12 protein-coding genes are annotated in these 12,611 nt (G+C 65.5%); 10 read left to right on the top strand and 2 right to left on the bottom strand.

The features are described from left to right. Positions 1-118: 118 nt before the first annotated feature. The 6 genes from DVDV_RS20025 to DVDV_RS20000 all read left to right on the top strand — a co-directional run bounded on the left by DVDV_RS20025 (position 119) and on the right by DVDV_RS20000 (position 5,164). Positions 119-964, top strand: a complete 846-nt coding sequence (locus DVDV_RS20025; protein WP_075356353.1) for a 4-hydroxybenzoate octaprenyltransferase — start codon at positions 119-121, stop codon at positions 962-964. 9 nt (positions 965-973) lie between these two features. Then, positions 974-1,363, top strand: a complete 390-nt coding sequence (locus DVDV_RS20020) for a rhodanese-like domain-containing protein (protein ID WP_075356352.1) — start codon at positions 974-976, stop codon at positions 1,361-1,363. 203 nt (positions 1,364-1,566) lie between these two features. Next, complete coding sequence (locus tag DVDV_RS20015) at positions 1,567-3,093, top strand: glycosyltransferase family 4 protein (RefSeq protein WP_075356351.1); 1,527 nt, start codon at positions 1,567-1,569, stop codon at positions 3,091-3,093. Further along, positions 3,090-4,232, top strand: coding sequence for a glycosyltransferase (locus DVDV_RS20010; protein WP_075356350.1), 1,143 nt, complete (start codon positions 3,090-3,092; stop codon positions 4,230-4,232). Before DVDV_RS20015 ends, DVDV_RS20010 begins: the two co-directional genes overlap by 4 nt. A gap of 28 nt (positions 4,233-4,260) precedes the next feature. After that, positions 4,261-4,584, top strand: a complete 324-nt coding sequence (locus DVDV_RS20005; RefSeq protein WP_075356349.1) for a hypothetical protein — start codon at positions 4,261-4,263, stop codon at positions 4,582-4,584. Then, positions 4,577-5,164, top strand: a complete 588-nt coding sequence (locus DVDV_RS20000) for a WbuC family cupin fold metalloprotein (protein ID WP_075356348.1) — start codon at positions 4,577-4,579, stop codon at positions 5,162-5,164. Before DVDV_RS20005 ends, DVDV_RS20000 begins: the two co-directional genes overlap by 8 nt. 146 nt (positions 5,165-5,310) lie before the next feature. Here the strand turns inward: DVDV_RS20000 and DVDV_RS19995 are convergent, their stop codons facing one another. Beyond that, positions 5,311-6,567 carry a diguanylate cyclase gene (locus tag DVDV_RS19995; protein ID WP_075356347.1) on the bottom strand — a complete coding sequence of 419 codons (1,257 nt, stop codon included), beginning with the start codon at positions 6,565-6,567 and terminating at the stop codon, positions 5,311-5,313. A gap of 149 nt (positions 6,568-6,716) precedes the next feature. Between DVDV_RS19995 and DVDV_RS19990 the strand changes: the two genes are divergently transcribed. Beyond that, entirely contained in the window at positions 6,717-9,293 is a 2,577-nt protein-coding gene (locus DVDV_RS19990; RefSeq protein ID WP_075356346.1) for a PAS domain-containing protein, read from the top strand. Here DVDV_RS19990 and DVDV_RS19985 read toward each other — a convergent pair. Then, the gene (locus DVDV_RS19985; RefSeq protein ID WP_075356345.1) at positions 9,286-9,945 is read right to left on the bottom strand and encodes a M15 family metallopeptidase; all 660 of its coding nucleotides are present in this window, start codon (positions 9,943-9,945) and stop codon (positions 9,286-9,288) included. The genes DVDV_RS19990 and DVDV_RS19985 overlap by 8 nt on opposite strands. Positions 9,946-10,133: 188 nt before the next feature. On the opposite strand from DVDV_RS19985, the gene tpx reads away from it, so the two are divergent. From tpx to ychF, 3 genes are all read left to right on the top strand, one after another. Beyond that, entirely contained in the window at positions 10,134-10,649 is a 516-nt protein-coding gene (gene tpx, locus DVDV_RS19980) for a thiol peroxidase (protein ID WP_075356344.1), read from the top strand. 40 nt (positions 10,650-10,689) lie between these two features. Beyond that, positions 10,690-11,319 (top strand): YajG family lipoprotein, encoded by a 630-nt coding sequence (locus tag DVDV_RS19975; RefSeq protein WP_075356343.1) that lies wholly within the window; start codon positions 10,690-10,692, stop codon positions 11,317-11,319. Between the two features lie 102 nt (positions 11,320-11,421). Then, entirely contained in the window at positions 11,422-12,528 is a 1,107-nt protein-coding gene (gene ychF, locus DVDV_RS19970) for a redox-regulated ATPase YchF (RefSeq protein ID WP_075356342.1), read from the top strand. Positions 12,529-12,611 lie beyond the last annotated feature (83 nt).

Genomic DNA, 12,611 nt, shown 5'->3' with positions numbered 1-12,611 from the left:
CCTGCAACCCATTGAAAGTTTTTTGGGGAGGGTGGGGTCTGGGGAGGGGACCCCTTTTTCCCAAAAAGGGGTCCCCTCCCCCAGGTTCTCCTCCGCTCACTTCAAAGGAGCATCGCATATGATCGGGGCGTTAGCGCGGTTGGTGAAGATTGAGCATTCGGTGTTTGCCTTGCCGTTTGCCTATATCGGCCTGTTTGTGGCGGCTGGCGGCTGGCCGGGCTGGCGTCCATTTGTGCTGCTCACCGTGGCCATGGTGGCCATGCGGTCTTATGCCATGGCCATCAATCGTCTGGCCGACGTGCGCTATGATCGGATCAATCCGCGAACGGCAGGGCGGGAGCTGGTCACGGGCGAGGTTGGCATTCGGGCGGCCTGGGTGTTTACGGCGGGCTCGGCCGTGGTCTTTGTGGCCGCCTGCGCCGGGCTCAACAGCCTGTGTTTGCTGCTGGCTCCGGTTGTCCTGGTCTGGGGTGCGTTTTACAGTCTGACCAAGCGTTTCACCTGGCTGTGCCATTTCGTCCTGGGTTCGGTGCTGGGGTTGGCGCCGGTTGCCGGCTGGCTGGCGGTGCGGCCGGAGTTTGCCTTGCCGGCCATTCTGTTCGGCTGCGGCGTGACCTGCTGGGTGGCCGGGTTTGATGTGCTGTATGCCTGTCAGGACGTGGATTTCGACCGCAGCCAGGGCCTGCATTCCATACCGGCGAAGTTCGGCGTCGGGACGGCCCTGGCCCTGGCCGCCTTTGCCCATGTGGACGCGGCCTTTTTCTATCTGCTGGCCGGCTATGCCGCGGGCCTGTCCTGGGTGTACTATGTCTTCTGGGGCGTGTGCTCGGCCGTGCTGTTGGTGGAGCATCGGCTGATTTCCCAGCATGACCTGTCCCGGATAAACGTCGCCTTTTTCACCTTAAACGGCATTATCGCTGCGCTTTTGGGGGCCGGGACGCTGTTGGCTGTCTTTTTACGGTAGGAGGCTTACATGAAGGGGCTGGTGGTTGTCCTTGTCCTTGTTTTCGGCGTCTGGGATCTGGCCTGGCTGCTGGCCGGGGTAGGGCAGACGCTGCCCTGGAGGCTTCGCCGGCAGTTGGTGGAAAAGCCGCCCCAGCTTCTGGACGTGCGGACAGCGGCCGAATACGCCCTGTTTCACATCCCCGGAGCCGTAAATCGCCCCGATGCCCTGGCCGTGTCTCCGGTCGAACTGGGCCTTGATCCGGCCCGGCCGGTGGTGGTGGTCTGCATGACCGGCCACCGCTCGCCCTTTGTGGCCAAAAAACTGGTGAAAGACGGCTTTGACGCCTCCAACCTGACCTGGGGAATGCTCGGCTGGTTTGCCTCCTTCGGCAAAACCACCACCGGTCCCACCCCATAACGTTACCATCCCCCTAAGCCCCACTCAGGGGGTCCGGGGGGGATGATCCCCCCCGGCAGGTCCAGGGCAGCGCCCTGGCGGGGTCCGGGGCAGCGCCCCGGCGGGGTCCGGGGGCAGCGCCCCGGCTCTTCGCCCTCCTTGTGGACGGGCGGGCGGGGTTGGCCTATGGTGCGCCCGGCGGCCGGGATGCCGCTCTAAGAGATATGACGCCGATTATCGTGCTTTTCATGGCCGCCTTGGCCCTGTCGCTGTTTCTCACCCCCGTGGCCCGGTGGGTGGGGCGGCGTTTTGGCATTCTGGCCATGCCGGAAGCCCGCAACATCCACGCCTCGCCCATGCCCCGAAGCGGCGGGCTGGCCTTGTTCCTGACCTTTTTCGCCTGTCTGGCCCTGGCTGGCTGGGTGTTGCCCGAGGCTGCGACAGCGGTACTTTTCGGCCCCACCATGGGCTATGTCCTTTTGGGCGGCTGCCTGATTTTTGCCGTGGGCTTTGCCGACGACAAGTGGACGTTGCCGTCCAAATTCAAGCTCGTGGCCCAGGTGGCGGCGGCTTCCATCGCCTATTACGGCGGGGCGCGCATAGCATCGTTTGCCTTGCCGGGCTTTTTCGTCATCGAGTTCGACATCTCCTCCTATCTGGTGACGGTGTTCTGGTTTGTGCTCTTTATAAATGCCATCAATCTCATCGACGGCCTGGACGGGCTGGCGGCCGGGGTGGTCTTTTTCGGCAGCGGTGTGCAGGCCGTGCTGGCCGTCATGCGCGGCGAGCCGCACACGGCTGCCCTTTTTGCCGTGCTGGCCGGGGCGACGCTTGGGTTTTTGCGCTACAATTTCAATCCGGCCAGTCTGTTCCTCGGCGATGGCGGCAGCTATTTTCTCGGCTACATGCTGGCGGCCTTGTCGGTTTCCGGTTCGGTCAAGAGCCAGGTCGGGGCCACGCTTCTGATGCCGATCATCGCCCTTGGCGTGCCGCTGCTCGACACCATCACCGCCCCCTTGCGGCGGTTCATGCGCGGCCGGGACATGTTCGAGCCGGACAAGCGCCATGTGCATCACAAGCTTTTAAGCCGCGGCTGGTCCCAGCGGAAAGTGGTGCTGTTTCTTTACGGCATCACCATTTTCCTGGCCCTGTCCGCCCTGGTACTGGTCAATTTGCGCAATGCCCCGGCCGGCGTCTTTTTGCTGGTTGTCGGCGCGGCCCTGGTGCTGTTGGTGCGAAAGGCCGGTTACTTCAGCTATTTTGCCGTGGACAAGATTTTCGGCTGGCTTCGGGACGTCTCCGACGATACCGGCATTGCCCGGGGCCGGCGGACGTTTCTGCACTATCAGATCGAGATTTCCCAGTCCCGGGATCTGGCCGAGTTGTGGACGCGCATGACCGAGGCGCTGGAGCATCTGCGCTTTGATCTGGCTGAGATGGTGCTGTCCGGGGCCGGGACCGGGTCGTGCCGGATCGCGCCGGACCTGCCGGGAGCGGCCGGCGCGGACGGGATCCCGGTTTTCCGGTGGCGGCGCGAGGGGGCTGCGGCCTCGGACCGGGAGTTGCTGTGTTCGCCGGCGGTGATGAAGCTTGAGCTGCCGCTGTTGGCCAGGTCCGGGCAGCCGCTTGGGGCCTTGTGGCTGGTCAAGGACGTGGCGGCCGATCCGTTAAACGAGTTCACCCTGCGCCGGGTGGAGAATTTACGCCGCACGGTCACTGCCGCCCTGGAGGGGCTGGCTGTTTCGCCATGAGGGTGCTGCAGGTCGGCAAGTTCTATCCGCCGGATCCGGGCGGGGTGGAGACGGCCAGCCGCCAGACGTCGGTGGCCCTGACCCGCCTGGGCATGGCCGGCGAAGTGCTGTGTTTTGCCGGAGCCGGCCCCTACGACGACGCGTCCGGGTCCGTGCCGGTCACCCGGGCTGCGGTGCTGGCCACGGTGTCCTCCCAGCCCGTCTCCCTGGCCTATATCACGGCGCTTCGGGCCATGGCCCCGCATTTCGACGTGTTCCACGTCCACTGCCCCAACATCCTGGCCGCCCTGGCCCTGTATCTGGTCCGTCCCCGGGGCCGGATCGTGCTCCACTGGCACAGCGATATCATCGGCAAGAAGGCGCTTTTGACCCTGGTCCGTCCCCTGGAGACCTGGCTGTGCCGCCGGGCCGATCTGGTCATCGGCCCCACCGCCGTGCATTTGGCGGCTTCGGACCGGGCCGCGGATTTTGCCGGCAAGGGGGCTGTGGTGCCTTTTTGCGTGGATGAGACCATGGCCGGGCCGCACAAGGCTGATCCGGCCGGCGTGGCCTCCATACGGGCCCGTTTCGGGGGACGGCGCATCATTTTCGCCCTGGGGCGGCTTGTGCCCTACAAGGGCTTTGACGTGCTGGTGGCGGCGGCTGGGGCGCTGCCGGACGACGCGGTGGTGGTCATCGGCGGCGGCGGCCCCCTGGCCGCAGCCCTGGGGCGGCGCATCGAGGCGGCGGGGCTTGGCGGACGGGTTGTCCTGGCCGGGCGCATCCCGGACGCGCAGCTTTCCGACTGGTTTGCCGCCTGCGATATATTTTGCCTGCCGTCCACGGAGCGGGCCGAAATGTTTGGCATTGTCCAGCTGGAGGCCATGGCTTTCGGCAAGCCGGTGGTCTCGACGGCCATTGCCCGTTCCGGCGTACCCGCGGTCAACCGCGACGGGATAACCGGACTGGTCGTGCCGCCGGGGGACGCCGTGGCCCTGGGCCGGGCTTTGACCCGGCTCCTTGGCGATGCGGCCCTGGGCCGGCAGTTGGGACAGGGGGGGCTTGCCGCCGTGGCCGGGCCGTATTCCCCGGAAGCCGTGGCCGAGGCCTTTGGCCGGGCCTATGCCTGTCTTTACAGGGACGCTTCGCCAAGGCTATAAGACGGGCAAACCCTCAAAGGAGTCTGCCATGTCCGACCAGAAATGCGCCTGCTCGTGCGCGTCGTATTCGCCCATGACCTGGATTGCCTGCGCGCTTGGCGCGTTGTTTGTCATCTTCATGTTCTTCGAGGCCACCACCATCCGCTGGTGGATCATGCTGCCCATCGCCATCATCAGCCTGTATCTCTTTCATGTGCAGCGCGGCCAGACTTCCGGCTGCGAGAAAAGCACCTGCTGCTGGGGGTTCTGGCTGGTCATTGCGGCCTTGCTGCTGCGCGACATGTGCCTGTCCGGCCAGCTTGTGGCCGCCTACTGCCGTCTGACCTCGGCCGGCCTGCCGCTGCATGGCTAAGAGGGTCGGCGTGGCTCTGCCGCACTATCGCCGCATCGGCCCCGGGGCGACCGAGTCGGGCCACGACCGGTTTGCCGTGGCCGATGCGGCCTTGCTGGCCCAAAAAGCAAGGGATGCGGCGACAAGCCCCCGGCTGCGGGAGATGCACCGCTTTCACGACAGCGACGGCGACAATCCGCACCGCATGGTCAACACCTTGCAGCCCGGCAGCTATGTGCGGCCCCACCGGCATCTGTCGCCGGCCAAGTCCGAGTCTTTCGTGCTGCTGACCGGGAGTCTGGGGCATGTGGTTTTTGCCGACAACGGCAGCTTCGGGGCGGGAGACTGCGTGGTGTTGTCCCGGGAGTCCGGCGTCCTGGCTATCGATGTGCGGCCCGGGGTCTGGCACGCCGTCTTTGCCTTGGTTCCGGACACGACGGTCTTCGAGGTCAAGCCCGGTCCGTACCAGCCTCTTGACGACAAGGATTTCGCCGCCTTTGCCCCGGCAGAGGGCGACGATGCGGCTTCGGCGTATTTGCAGGCGTTGGAGGAGCGGTTTCGGGAGCTGACCGGATTGCCGCCGCGAGGTTCCCGGGTGTGACCCTACGGCCCGGCAGCCGGTGAGGGTCCGGGCTGGTGAATGCCTGTCCTCTCCCAATGCTCAATTTCCCCCTTTGCAGGGGTCCGGGGGGATCATCCCCCCGGCCGCCGGAGGCATTCTTTCGACTTCTCCGCTCTCCAACGGGGTTATTCAGCCCAGAGCACGCGGTTGCGGCCGGTGCGCTTGGCCTTGTACAGGGCGGCGTCGGCCGCGGCCAGCATGGCGTCCACCGAGGCGTGGGGCTTGTCGCAGATGCCCAGGCTGATCGTCACGCCGACCAGGGCCTTGCCGGCCTTGGCTTTGGAGCGTTCGATGCTGTTGCGCAGATCGTTAAACACATCCATGGCCTGCTCGCCGGCCAGGCCACGGGCCAGGACGCAGAATTCCTCGCCGCCCAGGCGCGCCACCACGTCATGCCCCCGGAACCGGTTGGACAGGCCCTGGGCCACGTGTTTGAGCACCTCATCGCCCACGCCATGGCCGTAGGTGTCGTTGACCTTCTTGAAATGGTCGATGTCGATCATGGCCAGGGTCATGGGTGTTTCACCCCGGCACAGCTGGCCGTGGAGAATCTTGGCCGCGTCGAAGAAGTGGCGGCGGTTGTACAGGCCGGTGAGCGGGTCGCGGATGGACGTTTCGCGCAGCTTCTGGATGTATTCGAGCATCTCCAGGTTCTGCGTCACCCGGCAATAGAATTCCTCGCTGGAAAAGGGCTTGTTGAGAAAATCGTTGGCCCCGTTCTTGATGAAACGGGCGGAGAGGATGGTGTTGCCGTAGGCGGAGATGCCGATGACGGCCAGTTCGTCCTTGCGGTGCCCCCGCCGGATGCGGCGGGTCAGTTCCACGCCGTCCATGCCGGGCATGAAGTAGTCGGTGATGACCACGCGGATTTCCGGATGGCGGGTCAGCACATCGATGGCCCGGTCGCCGGTGTCGGCCTCGTGGACGATGAACTCATGGGCCTCGAGCAGCCGCATGAGATGGCGGCGCACGGTGGAGGAGTCGTCCACCACCAGGACATGGATGAATTTATTGAGCGAAATCCGGCGCACCAGCGAGCACAGGTAGTCGAGGCTGTCCGGGGATTCCTTGGAGACGTAGTCCACGACTTTCTTCGACCAGATGCGGTCGCGCACCTCGGACTGGACGTCGCCGGTGAAGACGATGGACGGGATGCCCCGGTCAATGACGTAGTCTACAATGCGTCCGTCGGCGGCGTCGGGCAGATGCAGGTCGAGCAGGGCGACGAAGTAGTTGTGGTTGTCGGGGTTTTCTTCGATAAGGTAACGAGCTTCCTCGAAGTTGGACGCCCAACAGGTATCAAAGAAAAGTTCGTCCTCAATCTTGCGAATGAGAATGCGGGCAAAGACCTTGCTGTCTTCAACAATGAGGACTTTTTCCATGCGATACAACCAATGGAAAGGCTAGGCGGTTTGAAACATAATATGGTTTCGGACAAAAGGCCAGAGACGGCTGGTGTCATTTTCATTTTCACTCTTTCTGGTGCAGGGAATCACCCCGCTTCGGCCGGGGCGGAAGGAATGCTCCCGTGATGCCGGTATCCCCCATCCATCTGGCGGCCTCCCTGGCCCGGGAAGGCGGTCTGGTCCTGACCCGGGAGCCGTCGCGCACCCTGGTCGAGGGGCTGGCTGTGGGCGTTGCGGTCTTGGATGAAGGGCGGCGGTTGCTGCGCGGCAACAGTCTGGCCCGGGAGATGCTCTCCCGCGACGCCGATGACAGCTGCCACCGGCTGTTGCGCGGCACAGCCGAACCCTGCCCCGATTGTCCCCTGGCCACCGGCCAACCGGCCGCTGCCGCCGATGTGGCCTGCGTGGGCCTTGGCGAGGCGGGCCGGGCCGGCGTGGTGTGCGTGTTTGAAAAGTCTGCGCCCCTTGGCCCAAAGCTTGACCTCCTGCAGGTCCTCGAGCACACCCCGGCCGCCGTCTTCTCGGTGGATCGGGATTTTGTGGTGCGCTATGTCAACAGCGCCTTTGTGCGGCTCCATGGCCGCAGCGCTGCCGAGTTTCTCGGTCGGCCGCTTGTCCACTGTATCGATGCCGCCGTTTTTACCCGCTTCCACCAGGCGTCCCTCGAGGTCATGGCCACGGGCCTCGCCAGTGAGGAAGAGGTGTCGCTTAGCCTGGACGGGCGGGAACGCTTTTTCCTGTCCGCCCGCATTCCCCTGGCCCAGGGCGGGGTGGTGCAGGGGGTGTGCGGCATGCTCACCGACATTACCGACCACAAGACCACGCAGCGGGAATTGAGCGAAAGCCAGCGGCGCTATCAGGCCATGGTCGAGGACCAGACCGAGCTGGTGGTGCGGCTCGATCCGGAGCTGCGCCGGGTGTTCGTCAACCGGAATCTGGTCGAGCTGGTGGGGATGCCGGCGCAGACGTTGTTGGGGGGGCTTTTTGCCGATCAGCTGCCGCCGGTCGAGGGTGCGGTCATCCGCCGCCGCCTGCTGGCGCTGACGCAGCGCAAGCCGGTGTGCGAACTGCGCCATGAACTGACGCTGCCCTCGGGCGAGGTGCGGCGTCTCAACTGGACGGTGCGGGCCATCTTCGACGAGGCCGGGCGCATCGGCGAATACCAGGCCATGGGCCGCGATGTCTCGGTCTATTGGCGCATGGAGCGGGAGTTGCTGCGCAGCGAGGCCAAATTCCGCGACATCTTCGAGCATTCCGCCGAGGGCATCTTCCAGTTCGAGCCAAGCGGGGCCATGGCCGCCTGCAACCCGGCCCTGGCCCGCATCCTGGGCTATGTCTCGCCCGGGGACGTGGTGCGGGAGCAGGGCGACTTTTTCCAGCGCATCCTGGCCCGGCAGGAAGACCGGCTGGAGTTTTTGCGTCTGCTGGCCAGAAACGGCCGGGTCTTTGATTTCGAAGTGCAGGTCATGCGCCGCGACGGCCGCACGACCTGGCTGTCGCTCAACGCCCGGGCCGTGCTCGACGAGACCGGCCGGCTGGACCGGGTGGAAGGGGCGGCCCGGGACATCACCGACCGCAAGCGGGCCGAGGGCGAGCGGATGCTCCTGGTCTCGGCCGTGGACCAGAGCGCCGAGGGACTGGTCATCGTCAGCCGGGATTTCCGGCTGGAGTACGCCAATCCGGCCTTTGCCCAGATCGTGGCCGGCGGCCAGGGCGCTATTGGCCGTGAGGAACTGGAACAACGGCTTGCCCCGTTTTTAAGCGAGTCCGTGCGCAAGATGCTGGCGCTCGGGCTGCGCTGGTCCGGGCGGCTGCGCCTTATGCGTCCGGGCGAGGGGGAGGTGGTGGCCGAGGGGCTCATTTCGCCGGTGCGCGACAGCGCCGGCGAGGTGGTCAACCACATCCTCTTGGTGCGCGACATGACCTACGAGCTCGAACTCGAACGCCGGCTGCGCCAGTCGGAAAAGCTCGAAGCCATCGGCGTGCTGGCCGCCGGCGTGGCCCACGACTTCAACAATATCCTGACGCCGATCCTGCTCAATACCGAAATGATCCTGGCGGACATTGCCCCGGACCATCCGTTGCACAGTCCCCTGGCCGATGTGGTCCGGGCCTCGGAACGGGCCAGGGATCTGGTGCGGCAATTGCTGGCTTTTAGCCGCCAGGGCGAGATCACCGCGTCCGAGTTGCCCATCGGGCCGCTGGTCAAGGAAACGATCAAGCTTATCCGCGGCATGGTGGACGCCCGGGTGGAGGTGCGCCAGAAAGTGCCGGACGCACCGCTGTGCGTCCGGGCCGATCCGGCCCAGATCCATCAGGTGCTGGTCAACCTGTGCCTCAACGCCGCCCAGGCCATGCCCGAGGGCGGCGTCATGGAGGTCGGACTGGCGGCCGTGCCGGCCCCGCCCCGGCCCGAAAGCGGCGTCATCGCCGCCGGCACGCCCCTGGCCCGTTTAAATCCCGGCCCGTATGTGCGGGTATGGGTGGCCGATACCGGCTACGGCCTGGCCGCAGACATTGCCGAGCGCGTGTTCGAGCCGTTTTTCACCACCAAAAAGCCCGGCCAGGGCACCGGCATGGGGCTGGCTGCCGTCCACGGCATCGTCAAAAGCTGCGGCGGCGCGGTCCTGTTGTCGACCACCCCGGGCCAGGGCTGCCTGTTTGCGGTCTATCTGCCGCTGTTGCCCATGCCCGTCAGTTAAACGGCACGTCGAGCAGCTCGTAGCCCTGCCAGCCCGGACCGTCGAAATGCCACCATTCGCTCGGCAGCGGATCGAATCCGGCCTTGGCCATGGCCGTTTCCAGACGCTTGGAATTGGCCCGGGCCGCGGGGTCGCCGCCGGTATAATCGCGCCGGGCCTTGTCGGTGAAATCGTCAAAGCCCGACGGCATGGGCAGTTCCTTGCCGGCCGCGTCCACGAGGGTCAGGTCCACGGCCGCCCCCCGGTTGTGCTTGGAGCCGGACACCGGCTTGCCGTCTTTGTCCACCGGCTTGGCCACCCAGTCTTCGTTTGGCACCAGGGCCCAGAATTTTTTCTGGATGGAAAAGGGCCGGTAGCAGTCGTAAACCTTGAGGCCCAGGCCCTGGGCCTTGAGGTCGGCCTGGACCGTGGCCAGACGCTTGGCCACATCGGCGCGCAGGTAGCAGCGCGGGGCCGGGTACACGGCCACATGGGTGAAGTTGTCCGGGGTGGCGTAGCGGATGTCGAGCCTGATGTCCGGGGCCACGGCAGTGATGTCGACCAGTCCGGCCTCGGCCGGCGTGGCCTGGGCCATGGCCGGGACGGCCGGGGAGAGGGCGGCGGCGGCCAGGAAGGCGGCCAGCATCCAGCGGGCAAGGCAGCGGGTGGGCATGGGGGTGCTCCTTTTTTTCGCACCATGCCTGCTGGTCAACTGGTGTCAATATCGTGAGAGCTGTATTTCCGCCCGCAGCCTTGTTGCCGGCCGGCTGCCCGGTTGACGTTTGCCGGCGGCGGGGCCATAAGGTCATACAGTCGCCTCCTTTTGCGGCGGCCCATCCTTATCCACGGAGGAACGCGCCTATGAGCGAGCGCACCGGTCTTATTACCTTCCTTGGCGGCGGCCTGACCCTGTCCGGCAACCCTGTCGGCGTTGGCGACGCAGCCCCGGATTTCACCGTGCTGACCAACGAGCTGGCCCCGGCCAAACTGGGCGATTTTACGGAAAAGGGACTCATCCTCATTGCCGTGCCGTCCTTGGACACGGCTGTTTGCGACCTTGAGGCCCGCAAATTCAACAAGGAAATGGAAAGCCTGGCCGGCAAGGCCAAGGCGCTGGTCATCAGCATGGACCTGCCCTTTGCCCAGAAACGCTGGGCCGAAGCAGCCGGCGTCACCAACATCGTGACCCTGTCCGACCACCGCGACGCCTCCTTTGGCACGGCCTATGGCCTGCTTATAAAGGAATTGCGCCTGCTTGCCCGGACCGTGCTGGTCCTTGGGGCCGACCGCAAGGTGGCCTACATGGAACTCGTGCCCGAGGTGACCCATGAGCCGGACTATGCCGCCGCCCTTGCGGCCTTGGGCAAGGTCTTGTAGAGACGGCCTGTCCGCCCAAGTGGCGGTCGCAGGTGAGACCATGCAATACGATTCCTCTCGGTGCCGACGCCTGCGGGCGTCGGCCCTTTTTGCGGCCCTGGCCCTTGTGGCCTTCCTTGCCGGCTGTGCCGGCCAGCAGGCCACGGTGACGCCCTCGGTGGTCGTCGAACCCGAAGCCCTTGGACGCGGTATGGAAGTCTCCACCGTGGTCAAGGATGCCCGGCCAAGCGCCGAGGTGGGCCTTTGCAACCCGGCCTCGTCCCTAAGCGGCAAGCTCACAACCGCCTGCGATCCGTCGCCGGCCATCCACAGCGCCGTGGAAAAGGGCCTGCGCGACAAGGGCTTCACCCCGGCCCCGGCCCGCGAGTCGGTGGTGCGCACCATCACCGTGGAGCTCACCGAACTGGCCTACAAGCCCAGCCAGGAAGGCACCCAGCTGGCCGCCCGGGCCGTGGCCGTGGTCAATGTCACGGCAGACAACAACGGCCAGAAGCTGACCCGGCGCTATGAGGCCGAAACGGTCTGGAAGCTGCCGGCCGAAGGCGTCGAACCGGAATTCGACAAGCTCTTGAGCATGACCGTGTCCAAGGCCTTAAGCCGCATGGCCTCTGATTATGAGCTGATTCATTTCATGGAAAAGACCATCCTGCGTACGCGGGAAATCAAGTAATCCGGCCCGGACCGCCTCGCGCGGTCCGGGTTTTCCCGTTCCAAACGGCCGCCAGACGGCCCCATCCGGCGGTTCCCTCCGCCGCTAAAGGATCACCGCCCCATGGCCCTTTCCGTCGGCATCGTGGGTCTGCCAAACGTCGGCAAATCCACGCTTTTTAACGCCCTGACCAAGGCCCAGAACGCTCAGGCCGCCAACTACCCCTTCTGCACCATCGAACCCAACGTGGCCATCGCCCCGGTGCCTGACCCGCGGCTCGATGCCCTGGCCGCCCTGGTCAAGCCGCAGCAGGTGTTGCCGGCCACGGTCCGCTTCACCGACATCGCCGGCCTGGTGGCCGGGGCCAGCAAGGGCGAGGGCCTGGGCAACAAGTTTCTGGCCCACATCCGCGAAACCGAGGTCATCATCCACGTGGCCCGGGCCTTTGAAGACCCGGACGTGATCCATGTGTCCGGCTCCGTGGACCCGGCCCGGGACATCGATGTCATCGACACCGAGCTGATCCTGGCCGACGCCCAGATTCTGGAAAACCGGCTCGACCGGATGATCAAGCAGACCAGGGGCAGCAAGGATCGCGAGCTGCTCGACAAGGTCGAGGCCGGCAAGCGCCTGCTTGACCACCTCATGGCCGGCAAGCCGGCCATTTCCGTCGAGGGCGCGGACACCCCGGGCATGATCGCCCTGGTCGAGGAAATCCGTCCGCTTTCGGCCAAGCGCGTCATCTACTGCGCCAACGTGGCCGAGAACGACATCGGCAAGGACAACCCGCTGGTTGACAAGGTGCGGGCCGTGGCTGAGTCGCGCGGGGCCGAGATGGTCGTGGTGTGCGCCCGCATGGAGGAAGATCTGGCCGGACTTTCCGACGAGGAACGCCTGGAATTTCTCGCCTCCTACGGCCTGACCGAATCCGGCCTGGACCGGGTGGTGCGCCTGGCCTACCACTCCCTTGGCCTGATCAGCTTTTTCACTGCCGGTCCCAAAGAGGTCCGGGCCTGGACCATCAGCGCCGGCACCAAGGCACCGGCTGCCGCCAGCGAGATCCACTCCGACATCGAACGCGGCTTCATCCGGGCCGAAGTCATCGCCTTTGACGACTACACCAAGCACTTAACCGAGGCCAAATGCCGGGCCGCCGGCGTCCTTCGCCAGGAAGGCAAGGAATACGTCATGGCCGACGCCGACGTGGTGCATTTTTTGTTCAATGTTTAGAGGACAGAAGACTGGGGCGCTGCCCCAGGCCCTGCCGGGGGCCTGAGGCCCCCGGACCCCCCGCCTATACAAAAAGGGCCGGG

It is taken from the genome of Desulfovibrio sp. DV (genome assembly GCF_001936595.1).
Classification (GTDB): domain Bacteria; phylum Desulfobacterota; class Desulfovibrionia; order Desulfovibrionales; family Desulfovibrionaceae; genus Solidesulfovibrio.
Note: the sequence above shows the minus strand (reverse complement) of the source record. Positions and strands in the feature narration are given on the sequence as shown.